We start from the raw sequence: 22,757 nt of genomic DNA on the forward strand, positions 1-22,757 counted from the left end.
ATTGTTCCCAAATCTATAACGAGAGGTCCGCACTGCGCGCGGCGGCGGCGCGTTCGGTCCGGGCCTGGTCCTCCTCGACCCGCCGGACGGTGTTGCGCACGAATTCGAGATGGACATCGGCCGCATCGCGCGCGCCGTCCGCATCGCCAGCGACGATGCGATCCATGATCGCACGGTGCTGCCCCGACAGCGCTTCGAACGTCAGTGGCACGGCATAGATCTTTTCGCGGCTCTGCGAGATGCTGGTATGGAGCAGCCCGAACAGGCTGGACATGACATGGGTCAGCACCGCGTTGCGCGAGGCATGGGCGATGGCGAGGTGGAAGGCGGCATCGGCATGGGCCTCCGCCGCCACGTCGCCCGCCCCGTGCAGCTTCTCCATTGCATCGAAGCGGCGGCGGATACGGTCCTTGTCCACCGCATCGGCGCGCCGTGCGGCGTGATAAGCGGCCGCGCCGTCAAGCGACTCCCGAACCTCGAAGATATCGTGGCGATAACCCGGATCGGCCTCGACCAGCGGGGCCAGCGGCTCGGCGATCATCTGTTCGGTCCATTGCGCCGACGGCTCGGCCAGGATCGCCCCGGCGCGCGGGCGGATGATGATGCGCCCCTGCGCCGCCAGCCGGTTCATCGCCTCCCGCAGGATGTTGCGCGATACGCCGAGCGTTTCGGCCAGCGACCGTTCGGAGGGCAGCCGCGCACCCGGCAGCAATTTGCGCTGGGCGATCAGTTCCTCGATCGCAGCCTCCGCCCGGTGGGATACGCTGGCGGGCGCTGTCATGAGCATATTCACGGGATCATCCACGATAGGTGCAGCTTCAGCACGAGATGCGCGAGCGACCCGTCGGCGGCGAACACCGCCTTGACCGGGTCGATGCTGCACCCGAAGACGAACTTGGTCAGGATCAGGAAGGGCGCGATGTTCGCGATCAGGCACAGGCCAGCGGCATAGAGCGACCGAAAGCCCAGCCCGATCAGCAGGGCCACGGTGATCGCCACCGGCGCTCCGAACCTGACGACTCCTTTCAGAGAGACTCCTAACCCGAAACCGGCCAGTAACACTTGCAGACGCTGGTCCTTGGTGACGTTCAGGATTGACTGCCGGATACCGCCCAACGAATCATAATTCTGCGACCAAGCCACCACGGCACCTCTTCTTGGCTTCTGGTAGTACCAAATTCTGGTCACTAAAGTCACAATTCGCCATTTGACGCTCAGCGTCAATTAATCAGCCTCATATCTAGCGTTTTCTGGTACTACCATAAAGGGCTGCCGGGCTTGCTGGTAAAAGCCTATCTACCCCGAACTGGTAATCGATAGCAGCCGCATATGGCAGGCGGCCGGGTATGCGGGATGGTCCCGAGAGCCCTAATGGCAGGTCGTGTCCCGGTTGGTGGTGTAGCTTCGGCGGCCTGGCCTCCGTCAATCAACGGCCACGTCGTAGCGGAAGGCGGGATCTTCGGTAAATCGCCACGCCCGGCGAGGACCGGCCATAACATTGAGGTAATAGAGATCATGCCCATGGGCCGCCGCGACCGGGTGATAGCCGCGCGGCACCAGCACGACATCGCCATCCTCGATCGTCATGGTCTCGTCGAGTGAGCGGTCGTCAGTATAGACGCGCTGGAACGCAAAGCCTTTGGGATGGCGGGTCCGATGCCAATAGCTTTCCTCCAGCTGCGTTTCGTCCGGCCAGGCATCGGCATCGTGCTTGTGCGGCGGATAGCTCGACCAGTGCCCGCCGGGTGTCACGACTTCCACGACGAGAAGCGCTTCCGCGACGTCCGACGTGTCCGGCAGGATGTTGCGGACGAAACGCATGTTGGTGCCGCTACCACGGGTTTCCAGACCGACATCCTCGGCCGCGATCAAGTGCACCACCCTGTTCCCCAGACCCGGCGCGGAACAGATCGCGATCTCGACGGGCGTATGCGCCTCGATATCATAGCCAACGCCTGCGGGGACATAGAGGGATATGGGCGGACCGTCGAACACCGTCGTCCTGCCCCCGATCGCGCGAAAGATCCTGTCCCCGGCCGAGATCGTCGCGCGACCGCTCGCCAGGACGATGCAGACTTCCCGTCCCGCTTCACCCCCGGCATATCGCGCGCCGGGGGCCAGCCGTACCACGCGAAAGCCGACATACGACCAACCCGCGCTCTCGGGCGTCACATCGATCACCACACCCTCGGCATCGGGCTCTTGCGGGCGCAGGCGCAGCGTCACGCGACCAATCCCGTGTCGGCCGCAATCCGGCGGAGCGTGTCCAACCCCAGACGCTGATATGTTGCCGGGTCCGCCTTCGCCGGATCCTGCTCCGCCTCGATCACCACCCAACCGTCATAGCCGATGTCGGCGAGCGCGCGGAGCAAGGGCGCGAAGTCGATGTCACCGTCACCGGGGACCGTGAACATGCCCTCGACGACACCGTCCAGAAAACTGCCTTTGGCGCGCTTCAGCGCCCCGAAACGCGCGGCCCGGACATCCTTGCAATGGACATGCGCAATCCGCGACGGATATTGCCGAACGATAGCGACGGGATCGATCCCGGCCAGCGTCGCATGGCCGGTGTCCAGGGTCAGCCGGACCTGATCGCCCGTTGCCTCGATCAGACGATGCAGGTCTTCACCTGTCTCGACGATCGTACCCAAATGATGATGATAGGCCAGGCGAAAGCCCCGATCCGCCAGATAGGCCGCAACCCGGTCGAGCCGGGCGCCGAAAACGGCCCAGTCGGCGGATTGCAGGCGCGGCCGTAATGTCAGTGGCGTTCCCTGTTGCCCATGAATGGCGTTGGAGGTTTCGGCCAGAATAAAGACATCGCTGCCCAGCTTTTGCAGCAGGGCAAGATGCGTTTGCAGCGTCGCAATCTCGGCCTCGGCCGACCGGGTCAGCAGGCTGCTGCCATACCAGCCGCCGATCAGCCGGAGGTCATGGGCGGACAATTGCGATGACAAGAGCGCGGGATCGCGGGGAAAGCGGTTGCCGAGTTCTATGCCCTCAAAGCCGATCCCATTTGCCTCGGCCATGATCCGATCGGCGGTGATGGCGCCACCCAGCGCGGGCAGATCGTCATTCGCCCAGGCGATGGGACTGACTCCCCAGCTTATGGCCATCCACGCACTCCCAGCAGGCCCGGGCAGATGAGGATCACGCCGAGCGAAGCGACGAGCGTCATAAGCCAGTCCGGCGGTCCAGGCCAAGGCATGAAACCGGGGCGGGCTTCCTTATATCCTCCGTCGCTCGGCATCATAAAGATGACGTGCCGTGCGCACATCGGAGCGATCGGAGCATTCGGCGACGGGCACGTCCCACCAATGACCGCCCACCCCGGTCGATCGCGCCGGGTCGGTCGGGATGACGATGAGGCTGACGCCCCCGGCGTCCCTCGCCCGAGCCAGCGACGCCTCGAGCGCGGCAATGTCACCGACCCGCTCGGCGCTGGCCCCCAGGCTGCGGGCATGGGCGACGAAGTCGATGGTCGGGGCGGCCTGATCGCGCAGGTTTCCGAATGCCCTGCCGCCGGTCGCGCGTTGCAAACGGTCGATGCACCCGAAGCCGCCATTGTCGACCAGGACGATCGTCATGCGGCACCCCATCGCAACGGCCGTGGCGATCTCAGAATTGAGCATCAGATAACTGCCGTCACCGACCATCACGGTCACACGACAGTCGGGCGCCGCCAGCGCGACGCCCAGCCCGCCTGCAATCTCATATCCCATGCACGAGAAGCCATATTCGGCATGATAGCCGCCAGGACGCGACACCCGCCAGAATTTGTGCATCTCGCCGGGCAGGCCGCCCGCCGCGCAGACGACCACGTCATCCGGTCGCGACACCCGCCAGACTGCACCGACCACCTGAGCATCGGACGGAACGTTGTCGTCCGGGGCAACGACCTCTGCCCATTGCCGCAGCCATAGGGCTCGGGCCGACAGGTTGCGGGCGCGCCATGCCGGATCGACCTGCCAGCCCTTCAGCCGCTCCGCCAGATCGTCCAGCACGACGCCCGCATCGCCCAGCACAGGTCGTGCATCATGCTTGGCCGTGTCATGCAGCGCGACGTTGACCTGGAACAGCGTGGCATCAACGTCGAACAGGGTGCGCGACCCCGTCGTGAAGTCCTGCAACCGCGTGCCGATGGCGACGATCACGTCCGCCGCCGCCGCCGCATCATTCGCCGCCGACGTTCCGGTCACGCCGACCGCGCCGAGCGCCTGGGGATGATCATCGGGCATCGCGCCCTTCCCCGCCTGGGTTTCCGCAACCGGAATGCCGGTGACGGCCGCAAACCGTGCAAGCCCTTTTTCGGCGCGAGCGTAGAGAACACCCCCTCCCGCCACGATCAGCGGCGCGCGGGCATTGCGCAGCGCCGTCACCAGATCGTCGACTTCGCGATGATCCGGGACGGGTCGGCGCCGCCGCCAGACCCGCGTGCGAAACAGCGAGACCGGATAATCGAACGCCTCGGCCTGCACATCCTGGCACAGGCACAGCGTGACAGGTCCGCAAGCCGCCGGATCGGTCAACACCGCCATCGCGCGGGGAAGGGCATCGATCAACTGTTCGGGCCGCAGGATGCGGTCGAACAGGCGCGATACGGGGCGCAGGCAATCGTTGACGCTGGTGGTCGGATCCCCAAAGCTCTCCAGTTGCTGAAGAACGGGATCGGGGCGGCGACTGGCGAAGACGTCGCCGGGCAGAAGCAGGATCGGCAGGCGATTGACATGCGCCAGTGCAGCGGCGGTGACCATGTTGGTAGCACCGGGACCGATCGAACTGGTGCAGGCCATGGCCCGCTCGCGACGGTTCTGCTTGGCAAAGGCGATGGCGGCATGCGCCATGCCCTGCTCGCTATGCGCCCGCAGCGTCGGCAGGTCATCGGACGCCGCCGCCAGCGCCTCTCCCAGTCCCGCGACATTGCCATGACCGAAGATCGCCCAGACCCCGGCAAAATAAGGCCGGATGCCCCCGGCGGTCTCGACCTGTTGCGCGATCATCCATCGGACCAGCGCCTGACCTGCGGTCAGCCGCAGCTTCGGTTCGACAGCCATCGCTCAGGCGGGAAAGGCGGCCCTTGCGCGCCGCCAAGCGTCCACCAGCACATGAAAATTCATCGCGATCCGGGTCACCGCCTCTTCCTCGTCGATCGTACCGGCCAGCCAGTCGGCCGCAGCCTTGTGCCAGATCGTCCGCCCGACCGCAAAACCCTTCACCATCGGACAGGCCGCCGCGACGGTGAAGCGTTCGAGCAGGACCTCGGGCGTCGCGGACAGACCGAGCAGCAGGACGCCCCGACAATCCGCGTCCCCCTCCTCGATCACGCGCGCGATGGCGGACCAGACTGCCGGATCGTCGGACGGCTCCAGCTTCCACCATTCGGGATAGATGCCGATCGCATAGAAATGCGCCAGCACATCCGCGGTCGTCCGCGCATCGACCGGGCCGTGGGCCGAGACGATGACTTCGAGCAGCATTTCGTGCCGTGTCGCCCGACACGCCTCGTAAAGCCGCAACAGCTCGCGATCCTGCGCCGCACGCAATTCGGCCGGATCGTCGAGACGGTAATAGACCAGGCATTTGACGACCTGCGTCACCGGCCATTCGCGCAGGGTGATCGCCGGATCGATATCCCCCTCGAAGCGGAGGGGCCGGGACCCCGGTATCTCGATCGGGCGTCCGACCCAATAGGGCAAGCCCGCCGCCGCCGTCAGCGCCGATGCGCCGTCACCGCCGTCCAGCAGGACGCCGAAGCCCGTATCCCCCGCCGCCAGCCGATCCGTCGCGCGCAACACCAGCGACTTGAACGTGGCGACCCTCGCCCTGCTCTCCCCGCCCAGGCTGGCCACCAATTCCTCGAAATGGGTGCGATGATCCACGGCCAGGACCATCAGGCTGTCATAGCATATGCCCCGTTCGACCGTCCGGTGTACCCGTTCCAGCCTCCGGTCGTCGCGAAGCCGGTGGGGCCGGTCGGTCGTCGCGATGAACATTTGCAACTCGCGCCAGCCGGGCATCGCGGGCGCGCAACCATGACGGGAGACGACCAGCGCGCCGCACGCATTGCCCCAAAGCCCGCAGACGGTCAGCGGCTCGCCGTGCAGCCATCCTCGAAGGAACCCGGCCATGAAGGCGTCGCCCGCGCCCAGTGCGTTGAACATGGCGACGGCGAAACCGGGAACGACCAGCCCATCCTCGACCGTGGCGGGGACCGGGCCATCGACGATCAGGCACCCTTGAGCACCCCGCTTGACCACCACCGTCGCGTCACACAGCGAACGAATCCGGCGCAGCGCGGCGATCGTATCGACCGTCCCACCCAGGATATGGATTTCCTCCTCCGTCCCGACCACCAGATCGACCAGCGGCAAGACCGATTGCAGCGTCGCCGTCACGACTTCGTCGGCGACGAACCGGGTTTCGCCCCTGTCGCGCGCGGTCAGTCCCCAGAGGACCGGCCGGTAATCGATATCGAAAACGACCCGCCCGCCCCCGGCCCGGGCCAGCCGCGCCGCCTTCAGGCTGGCCGCGCGCGGCACCGGCTGCGCCAGATGCGTGCCATTGATCAGGACCGCGCCGGCCGTGGCGATATAGTCGGGGTCGATATCCTCCTCGCATAGCGCGGCATCGGCGCAATTCTCGCGGTAGAAGATCAGGGGAAAGGTCTCGGCGTCCTGGATGCCCAGGATCACCAGCGCGGTCAGCCGTTCCCGATCGGTCACGACGCCGTCCGTCGCGACCCCCTCGCGGGTCAGCTGTTCGCGAACGAACCGGCCCATATGATCGTCGCCTACACGCGTCAGCAGCCCGGCGCGCAGGCCCAGACGGACCGCGCCGATCGCCGTGTTCGTCGGACTGCCGCCGACATATTTGGCGAAACTGGCCATGTCCTCCAGGCGGCCTCCGATCTGCTCGCCATACAGGTCGACGCAGGACCGGCCGATTGTGATCAGGTCCAGTCGACGGGCGTTCGGCTCTGTCGTCATAAGGCTCGGTCCCGGCGCGGACTTGCCGAAAGTCCTTCGGCGGTGGAAAATGGAGGCGGTTTTATCTGGGAGCGGGCGTGCATCAGATCGCATTGATCGGGGCGGGGCGGATCGGAACGGTTCATGCGGAATCGATTGCCGCCCACCCACGCCTGAGGCTGGCCTGCGTGGCCGACGCCCTGCCGGATGCGGCCGGGCGACTGGCCCGCCATCATGGCGTGCCAGCGGTCGATGTCGAAACCGCCCTGTCGATGCCGGGCATATACGGGGTCGTCATCGCCAGCCCCACGCCGACGCATGTCGACCTGATGCTCGCCGCCGCACGCAGGGGGCACACCGTCTTCTGCGAAAAGCCCGTCGACCTCGACCTGGCCCGCGCACGTGCCGCCGCCGAGATGCTGGATACGATGGGCGCGCGGGTGCTCATCGGGTTCAACCGCCGCTTCGATCCGCATTTCGCGGCGCTGCGGTCGCGGCTGGCGGACAATGCCCTGGGCGCGGTCGAAGCCGTTCATATCGTCAGCCATGATCCCGCCCCGCCCCCGATCGCCTATGTCGAGACGTCGGGCGGGCTGTTCAGCGATATGGTCATTCACGATTTCGACATGGCGCGCTGGCTGATGGATGCGCCCTTTACCGGCGTGTTCGCACAGGCGGCCTGCCTGATCGATCCCGCGATCGGTGCGGCGGGGGACGTCGACACGGCCCGCACGATCCTGACCACCGCGGACGGCCGTATGTGTACGATCAGTTCCAGCCGACGCAGCGGCTATGGCTATGACCAGCGTATCGAGGTCTTCGGCGAACGCGGGCTGATCCGGGCAGGCAACATCGCCCGGACCAGCGTCGAGGAGTGGAGCGCGGACGGATGCCGGAGCGCGCCCATCCAGACATTCTTCCTCGATCGCTATGCCGATGCCTATCGTCACGAGATCGCCCACTTCGCCGACATGCTCGAAGGCGCGGCGCCGCTGATCGATCATCATGACGGGGTGGCGGCGCTCGCCCTCGCCGAAGCCGCCCGCCGGTCGATGGCCTCCGGCCGGATGGAGCCCGTCTGACCCTGACCGGTCGCGATCGCTCCCGCCGGTAGAGGTCATGCGGAGCGCCCGACCATTCCGAACGAGGGCGGGCGATCGGCCGGATCGCGGCCAAAGGCGGGATTGGGCCTCGACCCCATCTGGAAGATCAGCCGCCCGCCCTTAACCAGTTCGCCATGGCCGATCCAGCTGCGCGTCCAGGGCTGCCCATTCCAGCTGACCCGCTGAACATAGACGGCATCGGCGGAAATGCCGGGTGCCTCGACCACCAGGCTGCGGCCCCGCCCGACCGGCACCGTGGCGCGGGGATGAAGCGGCGCACCAAAGACATAGGCCCCGCTGACCGGATCGACGGGATAGAGCCCCAATGCGCTCATCACGTACCAGGCGCTCATCTGGCCGCAATCCTCATTGCCCGACAGACCGTCCGGCGCGGCGCGATACTGCCCCTCCAGCAACATGCGGACCCGCGCCTGCGTCTTCCACGGAACGCCGCAATAGGCGTAGAGATAGGCGACGTGGTGGCTCGGTTCGTTGCCATGCGCATATTGGCCGACCAATCCGCTGACATCGGGTGGTGCGTCCTTGGGAAGGCTGCTGTCGGCGGCGAAAAGCGCATCCAGCTTCGCCTCGAACGCCGCATCCCCGCCGAACAGGTCGATCAGGCCATAGACGTCATGCTGGTTGAGGAATGTCGCCTGCCACGCGTTACATTCGGTGAAGTCGCGCCAGTGCGCCGTATCATGGCCCAGCGCGCGAGGGTCGAACGGCTCGGCCCATGTCCCGTCGGCCAGGCGCGGACGGATGAAACCCGTCTTGTGGTCGAACAGGTTGCGATAGTTGCGCGACCGGGCGCGCAGTCGCGCCGCATCCCCGCTGGCCCCCGCCCGCTCGGCGATGACCGCCATCGCCCAGTCGTCATAGGCATATTCCAGGGTCTTGCTGGCCGCCTCCCCGACCTTGTCGGACGGAATATAGCCAAGCTCCCGATAAGGCCGCAGGCCGCGCGCCTCGCTGTGAAAGGCGAGTTCGCGAATAGCGGGCCAGATGGCCGCCGCGTCGAGACCCGGCACGCCCTTCACCAAGCCCTCGGCGATCACCACCGCCGAGTGCCAGCCGATCATGCAATGGGTCTCGATCCCCTGAAGCGGCCATACCGGCGGCCCGGCCGGGGTTTCCAGCGTCATGCGGGCCAGACCGCGAACCAGATCGGCGTTCCGCTCCGGCCGGATCAGCCCCAGCAGCGGATGCAGGGTGCGATAGCTATCCCATAGCGAATAGGTGCTGTAATTATGGTCACCGTCGGACAGCCGGTGAACGGCGGTATCCATGCCGCGATAACGACCGTCGCTGTCCGAAAACAGCGTCGGCGCCAGCATCGCGTGATAGGCCGCCGTGTAGAATATCCGCTCCTCGGCCTCGCTCGCGCCCTCGATCGACAGGCCGTCCAGCGCCACGTCCCAGGCCGCATCGGCCTCCCGGACGACGCGGTCGAAATCTTCCGATGCGCCGTTCGCCGTCAGGTTGGCCAGCGCACCGTCGACATCGACGCCCGACAACGCGACGCGAACGACGATCGGCCCCGTGGCGGCGTCGGGAAAGAGCAGTGCGGCCTTCAGGGACGCCCCCGATACGCCCTCCCCGGTCGGTGCCACCGCCCGGTCATTGCTGAAGAAGCGCGCCTCGGCGAAAGGCCGCGACACCCGCAGCGCGAAGTGGATCACCCGCCCGTTCGCCCATTGCTGCACCCGCCGCGATCCGACCAGCGTATCGCGACCGATCAGGCGGAGCGACGCATCGCTGACCGGCGTGGGACGCGGCGGATCGAAGCCGATGCTGGCGGGATCGGGCTCGTCACGTGCGCCATGCGCCAGATCGACCAGGATATGGCCCGACCCCGGAAAGCGGTAGCGATGATAACCGACCCGGTCGGTGACGGTCAGTTCCGCCGCGATCCCGCTATCGGGGAAGCGCACCGCATAATAGCCGGGCCTCGCGCGCTCGTCGGTATGGACGAAACGTTGGCGATAGCTACCCTCGGGCCGCTCCAGGCTGCCGGGATCCAGGATGATCGGGCCGGTGCGGGGTACGAGCAGCACATCCATCAGGTCGCCGACTCCGGTCCCCGACAGATGCGTGTGCGAAAAGCCCAGCATCGTGGTGTCGTCATGGTGATAGCCCGAACAGGCGTCCCACCGTGCATTGTCCGTGTCGGGGCTCAGCTGCACCATGCCGAACGGGCGGGTCGCGCCCGGATAGGTATGGCCATGGCCGCCGGTTCCGATGAACGGATCGACCCAATCCACCGGCCGCTTGCCTGTCCTGGGCGCAGCGATGGCGGGCATGGACGCAGTCAGCGCCGCCGCTCCGGTGCCGCCGATCAATGCCCGGCGGGAAATGGCCATGTCACCGGACATAGATGGGATTTCCGATCAGCCAGAGCCTGCCGTCCGCCCGCCGCACATCGGCGCGAAACCAGTGTCGTACCGATCCCTGCGGCAGGGTGAAGGCGATGTCCGCCGCCCCACGCCCCAACGGCCCGGCCTTAGTGTGGGGGCGGACATGACGACCATCGACCACCAGGTCGACCGTGCCGCCCTCCACGCCCTCGACATGAACGCTGCCCGTGATCGGGTCGCGCCCGGCGGGCAACGTGCCGCCCATCACCGCCTGCGCCGCACCGCGACGCGCCGACAGGTCGAGCACGCGTCCACGCCCCTCGTCCAGATCGACGAAGACCCGACCGCCCTTCAGGCCCCGCAGGACCGCGCCCTGCGAAAGATCATCCGCCCGCACGACCGTCGCCAGGCTGCCGATCGCGGCCTGGGGGCCGATGGGCGACCTGCCGCGATACTGGATCGCGTCGTGATTGTCCGAGCCCGCGACGCCGACCAGCCGATATCCCCGATCGAGCAGCCCCTCCCAATAGCGGACCTGCTTCGTGATCGCCGCCTCGCGGTCGCCCGGCGTCTCGATCGTGCTGCCGCCGTTGACCACCTCGATCGCATCGACCTTGGAATAATCGGTATCGCGCGGCGCCCAGCCGCAGCCCAGGCAATCCTCGCCGGTCGGGCGCGAGGGATGATTGATCGTCAGGAAGCCACCCGTGGCATGAGCGGCCGACAGCAGCGCATTGACGGTCGGCGTGCCGGGGCGACCGATCTCTGTATCGACGAAGCCCATATAACCCAGCAGGTTGGCATGTCCGTCACGCGTGGTGAGTTCGCGGCCCGGCATCAGCAGCAGCGTGTCGAAATGCGGCTGGAGATAGCCCATCTCGATGAAGTGCGACGTCACATTATGGTCGGTCAAGGCGATGAAATCGAGACCGTGGTCGGCCGCTTCCTGAAAGGTCAGGAAGGGGGGACAGCCCGCCTCGCGGCCTGCCAGACTGCGGCATCGCGCATCGCTCTGCCCGCTATGACTGTGCAGGTCGCCGCGATACCAGCCCGGACCCGACCGGATCGGCGTGGCGGAAAAGGCGACTTCATCCAGGTTGGAAAAACGCGAGAACCAGATCTTCGCCGACCATTTCGCCGCATCATGGGGCCGGATCGACGGTACGCTGAGCGTCAGGCGCCACGGCCCTGCCGGAATGGGACCCGGCAGGAAGGAGGGCGAGGCGAAAGCTTCACCGATGGTGAAGGCATATTTGGTGCCCCCGCCCCAGCCGCGAAAGCGTTGCGGGTCGGTCACGCCCAGGTTGATCGCAACGCCCCGGTCGCGCCCCTCGAACGTGAAGACGACCCGGACCTGCGCCATCCCTTCGGGAACGGCGAAGGTCAGGTCCCTGGTCGTGGCGCGGTCGGCACTGCGGACGACGCCTTGCAGGACTATATCGGGTGCCCGATCCGATGCGGTGGCGGGCACGGCCATCAGGGCCATGCAGATCAGGAGCAGCCACCGCATCGTTCGGACTCCTTCTTACATCTTCATCGTGAGGCTGAACTGGAACACGCGGCCGGTCTTCATATAGCCGCCGTTCCGATCGTTCGAGATATAGGTCTTTTCCTTACCTACCGTCGCCCAGTAGGTGTGCTGGTTCAGCAGGTTGCGCGCCGCAAAACCTACTTCCAGGTTCGCCGTAACTTCATAGGCCAGACCCAGATTCAATTCGCCGACCGGCTGGACATAGATGTCCGGCTGGCTGTCCTGCACGGTGGCGAGGATACGGCTGGTATAGTTGTACCACAAGTTGGTGCGCAGACCGCCGCCCGCATAGAAGACTTCGGCGTTATAGATCAGGTCCGGGGCCTGGGGCAGGTTCGTCGTGCGGATATCGTTGGCCGCGACCTGATAGGTTGCACGCGTCTGCTGATAGGTGACGTTGCCGCCGAAGCCGAAATTGCCCAGCACGCCGCCGCCGACCAGATCGCCCAGCGTGTAGCGGCCCGAGACCTCGACCCCCTTGGCATTGCCGCTGCGACCATTGGCCGTCTGCAACAGGATGATCCGGTTGCCATTGGCGTCGGTGCCGCCATCGGTGCCGACCGAACGAGTGCCCGACGGCACCAGGATGTTCTTCAGATCCTTGTAATACAACGCAATCTGGAAATAGCGTCCGACGCCGCCATAATAATCGAGACCCGCATCATAGCTCCACGCCTCGACCGGCTTCAGATCGGGGTTGGGCCGCGTGACCGTCACGAAACCGCCGCTCGGATCGCTCGTCGTGGTCGGCCCCGCCAGCAGGCCGAAGGCCGGACGCGAATAGCTCGACCGGATGGCGCCGCGAACGACGATGCGGCTGTCCGGCTTCCACGACGCCAGCAACGACGGATCGACATGATCATATTTGCGTCCGGCGTTGACGAGATTCCCGAGCGAGTAGAAACGCGCGGTGAAATCATTATCCTCGTAACGAATGCCCGGCATCACTTCGAGATTGCCCGCCTTCAGGGTCGCAGTCGCATACACCGCCTTGCGCTTTTCGACGCCCTTGAGCAGCCCCTGGTTGATCGTGGTCGCCGACAGGGCGGCATAGTTCACGAACTGCGTGACCTGCGAGTCGAGCTGCGAACGCTCGAGCACCTTGATGGGACGCGCGGGGTAGTAGCTCAGGAAATCGGTCAGCACGGTGCCGAGATATTGCGAGATCGACGGTCCCTGCACCGTTCCCGCCTGAAGCGGGGTAAGGAAGCGATACCGCGTCGCATCCGGGGCCAGCGAGCGGCCGTCACGATCCGAATCCTCATACAGGCCACCGACCGACACGCTCGAGATCAGGCCCTCGCCTTCCCATCCCACGCTGCCCTTCACGGTCTTCTTGACCTCGGACAGATAGTCATAGCCCGCCTGGACATAGAGCTGGGTCGGCCGGTCGAGCGAGCCGACATAGGCGATGGCGCCCTGCGACAGGACGGGACGGGGCGAACGATTGTCCGACAGGTCGACGACGACACCCTCGGTCGACGCCCCCGTGTTGCCCGCGGCACCGTTATAGGCAATCCCACGGAACGCTGCCTCGATACGGCGCGGCTGATCGAAGCGGCCATCGGCATAGGCCCCCTCGAGCGAGGCAGTGAAGCCGTCATGATGCCACTTCGCACCGATCTGCGTCGACAGCAGTTCCTGCTCGACGTCCTCGGTGCGGAAATAGCTGGCCGGATTGATGCCCAGCGGCGTGTAGACGCCCGCCGCATTATAGGAACCGCCATTCGGATTGGTCTGGCCGCGCGTCAGCTCGTTGCGGAGCGCGGTCTGGTTCATCGTGTTGGTGTTGAGATAGGTGGCGTAGTTCACCCGCGCGAAGGCATCGAACGACTCGCTGCGGAAGTCGAACGATCCGGTCGCGCCATAACGCTTGATCCGGTTGTTGTAGAAATTCCACTGCACGCCGTCCGCCGCAAGGGCGCCGCCATTGGCCAGCACGGTACGAACGGTATCCGTGGTCCGGTTCGCCGCCTTATAGTCGTTCTGCACGGCGGTGGACTCGGCCGTGTTCGCGCGCTCCTCGTAATAGCCCGCGACATAGACGCCGAACTGGCCCGCGCTCCCGAACCGGCGTGCCGCGTCCAGACCGATGGCACCGCCCATGCCCTCCATCTTGTGATCGAGGGCAAGTTGCGCCCCCTGACCGAGCACCCGCGCACGGGTGAAGGACTTGCTGAAGTCGAATGCGGTCGGGGAGCGCAGGTCGACGATACCGGCGATCGCGTCGGCATCCTTGGCCGCGCCCGGCGTCTTGTCGACGGCGATGCCACCGATCGCGAAGGGCGAGAACAGGTTCAGCGAAATGGCGCGCGTGTTGCCCGCGGTCTGGGGCAGGCGAAGGCCGTCCAGCGTATAGGCATTGTAGCTGGTGTCGAAGCCGCGGATCGAGACGAACTGCGCTTCGCCGGTCGCGCTCTGGTTGCGCCCCTGGTCGCGGCTGACCGACACGCCCGGCAGGGCCTTGGCCAGATCGGCGACGCCGGTCTGCGAATTGATCGCCACGTCGCCGGTGGTCACGATGTCGATCGTCGCGATGGCGTTACGCTCTTCGTCCAGCGCGGTCCGCTGGCGGCGACCATTGACAACGATATCGCTGGTCAGCGACTCACTGGCGGTCTGCTGGGTCGCATCGGCATCCGCGGCGTCCACGGCGGGCGACGGAACCGTCTGCGCCATGGCGGCAGGCGCCACCATTTCCACTGCCACTGCCATCACGACGCCCGACAGCAAACGCCCCTTGCCCGACCGATTCCGCATCTGAACCCCCTGCACTTTTACAGTGCCCGGTATGAGCACCCCAATGCACGGCCGTTAGAAAATAGATTGGTCAGTTTTGTGTCAATCTGAATATTTCATTTTAAAAATTTACGGAGTTTCACATTCCAGGATACTGCCGAGACCCCAGCCTCAGGAGGCATCGGTCCCCGCCTTGGCCGCCTTGGCCCGGCGCGCGCCGCGCTGCTTCTCATAAGCCAAGCCGACGACGAGCGCCTGGGCAACGCACAGCGACGCCGCGAGGGATCGAAATCCCCGCACCTCCGCCTCGCGGACGATCAGCGTGTGGGTCGCATGTCGCGCAATCGGGCTGGCCAGACTGTCCGAGATGGCGAGGATGCTGGCCCCCGCCGCCGCCGCTGCCTCAACCGCGCTCACGGTTTCGGGGGCATAGGAATGATAGCTGATCGCGACCAGCAGGTCGCGGGACGACATGGCGCGAAACTGTTGAAAGGCGAGTCCGCCAATCCCGTCGATCAACATGGTCGGCTTGCCCGCCTGCGGAATGGCATAGGCCAGATAGGCAGCAACGGGAAAGGCCCGGCGCATACCGGCCAGATGCACGACCTGGGCCTTGCGGATCATCGCCACCGCCTCGGCCAGGCCGTCCTCACCGACTGTAGCCCGGGTATTCTGCAACGCCAGGATATCGGCCTCGGTGAACTCGTCGATGAGCGAACCGACACCCCGCTCGGAAACCGACTGGTCGACCGACGCCGTGAACTGATGAACCCGCTCACCATAACCCAGAGCGGCATTGTTCGCGAGCAGGCTGTCGCGCAACAATCGCTGCATCGGCCCCGCCCCGGTGAAGCCCAGCGACTTGGCAAATCGGACGATGGCGGACGGCTGCGTGCCCGATCGCGTGGCAATGACGCTCAGCGGCTGGAGCGCCATGTCGTCCGGATGATCCAGGACATAGCGCGCGACATGCTGAAGCCTTTTGCTGAGCGAGTCGTGCCGATCGAGAATGGCCTGGCGCAATTCCGCCGCCGTCTGGGGCACCGTAATACCGGCATCGGTCATGATCGTCTCCGCATCGATGCCGCCATCATAAATGGGACCACGTCGATTACAAAGCGCATTTATGAAATGTAATTTTCATATTGACTTATATTTGACATTATTTGTCTAAATAGGGGCAAATCTGGGAGGGCGGCCATGACGTACCAGGAACGACAGCATTGCATGCCTTCCAAAGTGGCGGCGAACATGGTCGGAGCTTATCCCGAATGACCGGCCTGGCGATGCCGTCCGAGCGCTCTGCGCCTGTCGAGGCGACGCCGCGCACGCTGGGACTGGCTGGCGGACTTTCCGCCAATCTGCTGAACATGATCGGCATCGGCCCCTTCATCACCATTCCGCTGGCCCTGTCCGCCATGGGCGGTCCACAGGCGCTGCTCGGCTGGTTGCTGGGCGCGCTGTTGTGCATCTGCGACGGAATGGTCTGGGCCGAGCTAGGCTCCGCCGTGCCGCGCTCGGGTGGTCCATTCCATTACCTGCGCGAAGCCTATGGCCCCGCCAGGCTGGGACGTCTGTTCGGCTTTCTCTACCTGTGGCAGACCATGCTGATCGGCCCGATGTCGATCGCATCGGGCACTGTCGGACTGGCGCATTATGCGACCTTCGTCTGGCCCTCGCTGACCGGATGGGGCATCGCGGCCCTGGCAGCGGGGATCTGTCTGCTCAACACCGGTTTGTTGTGGCGCGATGTGCGGTCGATCGAGCGCCTGTCGATCACGGTCAGCGTGATCGTGATCGCCGCCTGTCTGTGGATCATTCTCAGCGGCGCTTTGCATTTCGACGCCGGGCGCGCCTTTTCCTTTCCCAAGGGGGCCTTCTCGCCGACCACCGCCTTCTGGACGGGCCTAGGCGCGGCGACGCTGGTCGGCGTGTATGATTATGGTGGCTATAATGCCGTCTGTATGCTGGGCGGCGAAGTGCGCGAGCCCCGCCGCACCATTCCGCGCGCGGTGCTGATATCGATACCGCTCGTCGCTTTCCTCTATATCGGCCTGAACCTGTCGATCCTGGGCGTGCTGCCCTGGCAACAGGCGATGAAGAGTAATGCCGTGGTCGCCGACTTCATGCAGGCCATCTACGGCTCGGCGGGCGGGGTCACCGTGGCCGTCCTGATCCTGATCGCCAGCTGGGGATCGGCGCTGATCGTCCTGCTCGGCTATTCGCGCGTTCCCTATGCCGCGGCCGTCGAAGGGGAATTCTTCGCCCGCTTCGCCCGACTACATCCCCGCGGGAATTTCCCGACCGTCGCCCTGCTGTTCATGGGAGGGGCATCGGCCGTGGCCTGCCTGATGTCGCTGGACAATCTGATCGCGGCGCTGATCGTCGTGCAGACGCTGTTCCAGTACACGGCGCAGTGTTTCGCGGTCGTACTGCTTCGCCGCCAACGCAAGGCGGACGCCGCGCACACTTTCCGCATGCCGCTTTATCCCCTGCCGGTCATCGTCACCCTGATCGGATGGCTGTTCATCGTCGGCACCAGCCGCCCCGTCCATGTCCTGGGCGGCATCGCCGCGATGATGATCGGCACCATCGTGTTCCTCGCGGTCGCCCGTGCCCGCGCGAGCTGGCCCTTCGCCCCGAAGCCCGAGCCTGTCCTATGACCCACCACCACGACGTCGCCGTGATCGGCGAGATCTATGTCGATCATGTCTTCAGCGGCTTTCCGACCTGGCCGCAGCCCGGCGAGGAAATCGTCACCGACTCCTATGTGCGTGAGATGGGCGGCGGGGCGGCGGCCACCGCCTGCGGTCTGGCGAAACTGGGGCGCAGCGTGGCGCTGGTCGGACTGGTCGGCGCGGATGACATGCCATGGTTCCGCGAACGCCTTGCTCGCTTCGGTGTGGCCAGTGACGGCCTGAGCATCGGCGACGGCGCGACGGGTACCTCGATCAGCGTTTCCACAGCGCAGGACCGGTCCTTCTTCACCCATATCGGGGTCAACCGTCAGGTCGGCGTCCTGGCCGTTGGCGAGGGATTGAAGACGCTGAAGAATGCCCGGCATGTGCATTTCGCCATGCCCCTGCCCCGCGACGTGGCCGATATCGTGCTGCCGGAACTAACCGCCGCCGGGATCACCACCTCACTCGACATGGGCTATCAACCCGCCTGGCTCGCCGATCCGGCCAATGGCCCGACGCTGACCGCCATCGACCATCTGATGCCCAACGAGAAGGAGGCCGAGCTGATCTGCGGCAGCGCCGACCCGGCTGCCTATCTCGACCATGCCGCCCGCATCGGACTGCGTCACCCCATGGTGAAACTGGGTGCGCGCGGGGCCGCCGCGTTGGAGCATGGCATCATCGTCCAGGCCGCTCCGCCCGCCGTCGTGGCCGTGGACGCCACCGGCGCGGGCGATGCCTTTGACGCAGGGTTCATCGACGCGCTGCTCGATGGTGGCGACGCGCTTGCCCGCTTGCGTCGTGGCTGCCTGACCGGCGCGCTGTCCACCCGCCAGCCCGGCGCACTGGCCGCCATTCCCGATACCCAAGAACTTCGGAGTTTTTATGACCGCACCTACTGACCGCAAGCTGACGCTCATCGGCGGCGGCGGTGTCCGCACGCCACTCGTCACCTTCGGCGTGAACGATGCCGCCGAGGCGCTGGGGGCGCGCGAACTGGTCCTGTGGGATCCGGACGCCGACCGTCTCGCGATCATGGCAGCGCTCGGCCGGGCCATCGTCAAGGCCGAGGGCGGCGACCTGATCGTCCGCGAGGCATCCTCGATCGAGGATGCGGTCGAGGGCGCGTCGTTCGTCATGAACTCGATCCGCGTCGGTGGCATCGCCGGTCGCGCCGCCGATGAGCGCACGGCCATCGAACACGGCTTTCCCGGACAGGAAACGACCGGCCCGGCGGGTGCGGCGATGGCCCTGCGTACGGTGCCGATCGCCATCGAACAGGCCCGGCTGGTCGAACGCCTGAGCCCCGACGGCTGGGTGGTGAATTTCACCAATCCCGCCGGCCTCATCACCCAGGCGATCAGCGATCATACCAATGCGAAGATCGTCGGCATCTGCGACACGCCGACCGAGCTGTTCCATAACATCGCCCATGCCCTGGGCGCGACGCTGGCCGATGTCGAATGCGACTATGTCGGCCTGAACCATCTCGGCTGGGTGCGCGGGATCCGGCTGCACGGCGAAGACGTGTTCGACCGCGTATTGGGTGACGACGCGGTCCTGGACAAGCTCTACTCGGCCCCCGTCTTCGACAAGGCGATGATCCGCGCCCTGCGGCTGATCCCGACCGAATATCTGTTCTTCTATTACGAACGCCGCCGCGCTCTGGCCAACCAGTGCAAGCACGGCGCCAGCCGCGGCACCGAGGTCGAGGCGTTGAACGTCGACCTGATCGCGACGCTGCGCGATCGCCTGTCGGCGGATGACGGCGCGGGTGCGATCGCGGCCTATGCGGCCTATCTGAACCGGCGGTCGGGCTCCTATATGAAGCTGGAAGCCGAGGGCGGCTCCGCCTTCGATCCCGAGTCGACCTTCGACATCGATCCGTTCCGCGTCGCCAGCGGCTATCACCGGATCGCGATCGACGTGATGAGCGCGCTGACCGGCGCGAAGCCCGCCACGATCGTGGTCAACACGCGCAACCGGGGCGCCCTGCCCGACCTTCCCGAACGTTCGATCGTCGAGACGTCCTCCCGGATCGAACGGGACTCGATCACCCCGCTGCCGATCGCGCCCTTGCCCGATCCGGCCATCGGACTGGTCCACGGGATCAAAGCCTATGAGCGCGCCGCCATTGAAGCCGCACTGACCGGCGAACGGCCGACCGCCCGCAAGGCGCTGTTGATCCATCCGGCGATCGGCGAGTGGGACCCGACCGGCGCGCTGCTGGCCGACCTGCTGGACCCGACCTGCCAGCATTGTTGAGCCGGGACGCGGCGCAGTGACGACGGATCGCGCCCGCGTGGTAACGGGCACCACGCGGCGGACCCTGATGCTCGGTTCGGCCGGTCTGGTCGGGCTGAGCGTCACCGGCGCATCAGGGGCCGCGCCCACGGCCCTCGACCACGAGGCGGCCTAGGCGATAAGGGCCTCCGGCGCCGGGGTTCGCGCAAACCACTCGCCGCCAACCCAAGCATCGGCAAAGCGGTTGTGATAGACGCTCTCGTCAGCCTTTGTGCCCGACACGTCAGCCCAGATATGCAGACGTGAGGCCCTGCCGGTTTGCAGGCGATAGAGGCGCTCGCTCGGGTCAGTCGACCAACCGATTTTCACCGGCCCGGCTTCCTGACCGCAGAAAATAAACGTAGCCCTGCTTGAGCGGCTGAGGCTTGGCACCTTTTCCAGAAGCCAATTTGCGCAAATGCCGCAGCCCCTCCTCAGTCGTCGTCATGGATTGTCTCCGAAGACGGCGACGCGATATTGGCACGGCCGGGACCAGTCGTGCGCCCATGCCGATCGGATGAACAGTTCGCGATCGCCATAGCGCGGACGTATCAGCGCGTTTGCATCAACGGGGCGTTCACCGCCGCGCCAATCCACCCAAGCCTGTTCGGCATCCGCGAGCGAACTGCCAACCCGTTCCGGGACTATTCCGTGGTTTTGATTTCCCATGATTTTCACCTGTCTCCGGTCTGTTCCGGTTTCAGATGACTGGTGACGCTTTCGTCAGCGCAAGAATGGCGAATAACAGCCATTCTGGTCGGGGAGACAGGATTCCTGACCTACTTTTGCCGCGCACTAAGTCATTGATTTTGCGTTGCCGCACAACCCGTCTGCCAGCGAGTTGCACAGTGATGGGTACAACAGGGTGTGCAGGTATACAAGTGATCGAACGCCACGCAGCGGGAAACCGAAGGCGGTACAAAGACCCAGTATTGGACATTCAGCGGTCGTTTCAAGCTCCCCAACTTCGGACATCCATTCACGTTCGTCCGACGCTCGACTAGCGATGGTGAAGTTGGCGAGAAGCGGGACTAAGCCGTCGTTCTAAAGCCTGCGCTGAACGTCAGATATCACCGCGATCGGACGTTCAGCCCTTGCCCGGTCGACCTCGCACATCAGCTGCAATTGGGCCGCCTACAGCACAGCGGCTTTGAATTTCGTAATGCGATTTAACAGTCGCTGCTGTATTTCATCATGCGATTTTCGTCGCATCGGGAACGTCATAGACGTTGGTCGAGAAAGCCGATGCAAGCCGATGATCCAGCAGAGCCGTGATGATATCGCTGCAGCTTTCTTCGGTACATACGATCAGACCATTCACATCAAAGTCCAGATTCAGGCTGTTCGCGGCATGATGCTGCCTGAGTTTTGCCATGAAATTCTGGTCTTTGTAATGACCCTTCTGCCGGATTGAGCACATGCGACGAAGGTGGATTTTATTGTCACCCACAAATGCAGTGAGAGGCGCAAGGTCGGTGAAGATCTGCGTAAACTCGGGCTCTGCTTTGAGGCTTGTGAAATCTTCGGCGTGTGCTTGACGATAGCTTAGGACGGATTCGAAATTTCCCTTATGGGGGATGATGATCTTATCATCGACGATGAAGAAGTCGACTTCCTTAGATAGAGAGAAGCTCGGAGCCTGATCCAATTCCAGAGCATTGTCGCGAAAGCCGATGTCAATAATCCCTTTGCGCTGCTTACTCCTCCAGGAGGCATCAGTTTTTCGTACCGACAGAAGGACCTTGTCTCCGTCCGTCAGACGAACCACGAAGAAGCTGGTGTTTGTGACCTCTTTCTCGCTCCTGACCTTTTTTTGAATGACTGGATTGGCCGACTGAGCAACGATCAAGCCTGCATGCGTCTCGACGGTATCGATAAGAAGCGCGCTCGCCTCGTTATTTTGGGCGAGCAATCCATATTCGTGAACTTCTGTGATGCGCGCTCTAGCGGCGATCAAGGAAGCCTTGAGCGCAGCATCCAGATCCGGCTCGGTCGTGATCCAGCGACCTGTGTAAGTCGGAGCTGAGCCGGCACCGCCGCCTGACTTCTTAAAGAGCCATACGGTCAAGCCAGCGTTCTGAATGTTGAACTGGGTGAGAGCTGCTGGAATCGGCATCGAGGTCCCTAGGGTTTGATGATCTGGATGTCCTGAACCGGCCATTGCTTGTAACGTCCGGGATCGAGATAGCCTCTGACGAGCGCCCGACCTTTGTATTGCTCCGAACTGCCGGGAAAATTGTAGGTGACGTTGTAAAGCCGCCAGCCAAGTGCAATCAGAACAGGGTTGAGAAGGATTTGCCCAGAGCGATGGGTAATCCAAAACATCCATGCTAAAAATACGCAAAAACCTACAAACTTGCTGGTTTCATTGTAGTTTATTCCCATAAACGACACAATGTACGGCAGCGTATAGTTCATGAGGTCTGTCGGGACGTATTCGGCCTCTCTAACGATGACGTCCTGTTTCGGACGAACAAGCGCCAGCGACAGGATCGTCATACCAAAACAGACGAGAGTAACTACAAGCAGAGTCAGCGAATACCATGCCTCGGTGATGGGGAGGGAACAGCCACCGGATTCGAGAGGCCAACAAAAAGCACGTCGCCACGCTGCGTAATCGACATTCTGCGAGAACAGAATGACTGCCAACGGCAGGTATGACCCCAGGAATACCATAATCGCAGTCAGGAGCCTGAATTGCATCCCAGCCCTCTCGCCAAGCCCTTCCTTTCTAATTTGCCTTTATTCATTCGCAAGTCGCAAAATTGGAGGGGCGTAAACTGTAAGGGCAACCGAGCGCGATTTCCCACTGATTTCCGCTGGTCCGTCTCGAAGCGCCCCACCGGCAACTTTTGGCATGAGCAGATGTTTGCGATAGCTGATCTGGATGGCCGGCGCTGGTCGAGAGATGCCGTCAACTTCGCGGCGGCGCTGACCCTATTGCGGACACTCGGGACGCTTGTTCCCCTTCCCCATTGTTGCCGTCATTCATTAGGTTCAGCCGCTGCCGCAGGTGGCGTGCAAGCGACGCGTGTCAACTCCGCCTCATGGCCGAGTGGTGATTCGCTGGTGTCACAACCGCCCGGTGGTTACCTTGA

At 64.4% G+C, this 22,757-nt stretch carries 18 protein-coding genes; 4 read left to right on the plus strand and 14 right to left on the minus strand.

What is annotated here, in order from left to right; all coding sequences use genetic code 11:
- Window positions 1–13: 13 nt before the first annotated feature.
- The 6 genes from SP5_RS16665 to SP5_RS16690 all read right to left on the minus strand — a co-directional run bounded on the left by SP5_RS16665 (window position 14) and on the right by SP5_RS16690 (window position 6,986).
- Complete coding sequence (locus SP5_RS16665; protein WP_245613530.1) at window positions 14–787, minus strand: FCD domain-containing protein; 774 nt, start codon at window positions 785–787, stop codon at window positions 14–16.
- Between the two features lie 2 nt (window positions 788–789).
- A complete protein-coding gene (locus SP5_RS19830; protein ID WP_369386098.1) occupies window positions 790–1,197 on the minus strand; it encodes an L-lactate permease in 408 nt (135 codons plus the stop codon).
- Between the two features lie 225 nt (window positions 1,198–1,422).
- Window positions 1,423–2,226 (minus strand): 5-deoxy-glucuronate isomerase, encoded by an 804-nt coding sequence (gene iolB / locus SP5_RS16675; RefSeq protein WP_042490782.1) that lies wholly within the window; start codon window positions 2,224–2,226, stop codon window positions 1,423–1,425.
- Window positions 2,223–3,116 carry a myo-inosose-2 dehydratase gene (gene iolE, locus SP5_RS16680; RefSeq protein WP_042490784.1) on the minus strand — a complete coding sequence of 298 codons (894 nt, stop codon included), beginning with the start codon at window positions 3,114–3,116 and terminating at the stop codon, window positions 2,223–2,225. Before iolE ends, iolB begins: the two co-directional genes overlap by 4 nt.
- Window positions 3,117–3,227: 111 nt before the next feature.
- Complete coding sequence (iolD, locus tag SP5_RS16685; RefSeq protein WP_042490786.1) at window positions 3,228–5,054, minus strand: 3D-(3,5/4)-trihydroxycyclohexane-1,2-dione acylhydrolase (decyclizing); 1,827 nt, start codon at window positions 5,052–5,054, stop codon at window positions 3,228–3,230.
- A 3-nt stretch (window positions 5,055–5,057) separates the two neighbouring features.
- Entirely contained in the window at window positions 5,058–6,986 is a 1,929-nt protein-coding gene (locus SP5_RS16690) for a bifunctional 5-dehydro-2-deoxygluconokinase/5-dehydro-2-deoxyphosphogluconate aldolase (protein ID WP_042490789.1), read from the minus strand.
- Between the two features lie 77 nt (window positions 6,987–7,063).
- Here SP5_RS16690 and iolG point away from each other — a divergent pair, with 77 nt between their 5' ends.
- Window positions 7,064–8,047 (plus strand): inositol 2-dehydrogenase, encoded by a 984-nt coding sequence (gene iolG / locus SP5_RS16695; RefSeq protein ID WP_042490792.1) that lies wholly within the window; start codon window positions 7,064–7,066, stop codon window positions 8,045–8,047.
- A gap of 35 nt (window positions 8,048–8,082) precedes the next feature.
- Here iolG and SP5_RS16700 read toward each other — a convergent pair whose 3' ends face one another.
- The 4 genes from SP5_RS16700 to SP5_RS16715 form a co-directional block, all read right to left on the minus strand.
- Window positions 8,083–10,431, minus strand: a complete 2,349-nt coding sequence (locus tag SP5_RS16700) for a GH92 family glycosyl hydrolase (RefSeq protein ID WP_042490795.1) — start codon at window positions 10,429–10,431, stop codon at window positions 8,083–8,085.
- 1 nt (window position 10,432) lies between these two features.
- The gene (locus SP5_RS16705) at window positions 10,433–11,935 is read right to left on the minus strand and encodes a CehA/McbA family metallohydrolase (protein WP_042490797.1); all 1,503 of its coding nucleotides are present in this window, start codon (window positions 11,933–11,935) and stop codon (window positions 10,433–10,435) included.
- A gap of 15 nt (window positions 11,936–11,950) precedes the next feature.
- Complete coding sequence (locus tag SP5_RS16710) at window positions 11,951–14,716, minus strand: TonB-dependent receptor (protein ID WP_042490799.1); 2,766 nt, start codon at window positions 14,714–14,716, stop codon at window positions 11,951–11,953.
- A 150-nt stretch (window positions 14,717–14,866) separates the two neighbouring features.
- Entirely contained in the window at window positions 14,867–15,760 is an 894-nt protein-coding gene (locus tag SP5_RS16715) for a MurR/RpiR family transcriptional regulator (RefSeq protein WP_042490802.1), read from the minus strand.
- Window positions 15,761–15,966: 206 nt separating this feature from the next.
- Here SP5_RS16715 and SP5_RS16720 point away from each other — a divergent pair, with 206 nt between their 5' ends.
- Genes SP5_RS16720 through SP5_RS16730 form a run of 3 tightly spaced genes read left to right on the plus strand, consistent with a single transcriptional unit; the run spans window position 15,967 to window position 19,641 of the window.
- Window positions 15,967–17,358: an APC family permease gene (locus SP5_RS16720; RefSeq protein WP_042490805.1), complete on the plus strand. Its 1,392-nt coding sequence runs from the start codon at window positions 15,967–15,969 to the stop codon at window positions 17,356–17,358.
- On the plus strand, window positions 17,355–18,278 hold the full coding sequence (locus SP5_RS16725; protein WP_042490807.1) for a carbohydrate kinase family protein: 924 nt from the start codon (window positions 17,355–17,357) through the stop codon (window positions 18,276–18,278). Before SP5_RS16720 ends, SP5_RS16725 begins: the two co-directional genes overlap by 4 nt.
- Complete coding sequence (locus tag SP5_RS16730; protein WP_042490809.1) at window positions 18,262–19,641, plus strand: family 4 glycosyl hydrolase; 1,380 nt, start codon at window positions 18,262–18,264, stop codon at window positions 19,639–19,641. Before SP5_RS16725 ends, SP5_RS16730 begins: the two co-directional genes overlap by 17 nt.
- A gap of 150 nt (window positions 19,642–19,791) precedes the next feature.
- Here the strand turns inward: SP5_RS16730 and SP5_RS20005 are convergent, their stop codons facing one another.
- The 4 genes from SP5_RS20005 to SP5_RS19675 form a co-directional block, all read right to left on the minus strand.
- Window positions 19,792–19,989 carry a GIY-YIG nuclease family protein gene (locus tag SP5_RS20005; RefSeq protein ID WP_042490810.1) on the minus strand — a complete coding sequence of 66 codons (198 nt, stop codon included), beginning with the start codon at window positions 19,987–19,989 and terminating at the stop codon, window positions 19,792–19,794.
- Window positions 19,967–20,107, minus strand: coding sequence for a hypothetical protein (locus tag SP5_RS19575; RefSeq protein WP_167334732.1), 141 nt, complete (start codon window positions 20,105–20,107; stop codon window positions 19,967–19,969). The genes SP5_RS20005 and SP5_RS19575 overlap by 23 nt, the downstream gene beginning before the upstream one ends.
- Window positions 20,108–20,851: 744 nt before the next feature.
- Complete coding sequence (locus SP5_RS16740; RefSeq protein ID WP_042490813.1) at window positions 20,852–21,775, minus strand: Kiwa anti-phage protein KwaB-like domain-containing protein; 924 nt, start codon at window positions 21,773–21,775, stop codon at window positions 20,852–20,854.
- An 8-nt stretch (window positions 21,776–21,783) separates the two neighbouring features.
- On the minus strand, window positions 21,784–22,362 hold the full coding sequence (locus tag SP5_RS19675) for a KwaA family protein (RefSeq protein ID WP_042490816.1): 579 nt from the start codon (window positions 22,360–22,362) through the stop codon (window positions 21,784–21,786).
- Window positions 22,363–22,757 lie beyond the last annotated feature (395 nt).

The sequence above is a fragment of the Sphingomonas parapaucimobilis NBRC 15100 genome, from assembly GCF_000787715.1.
Lineage (GTDB): Bacteria > Pseudomonadota > Alphaproteobacteria > Sphingomonadales > Sphingomonadaceae > Sphingomonas > Sphingomonas parapaucimobilis.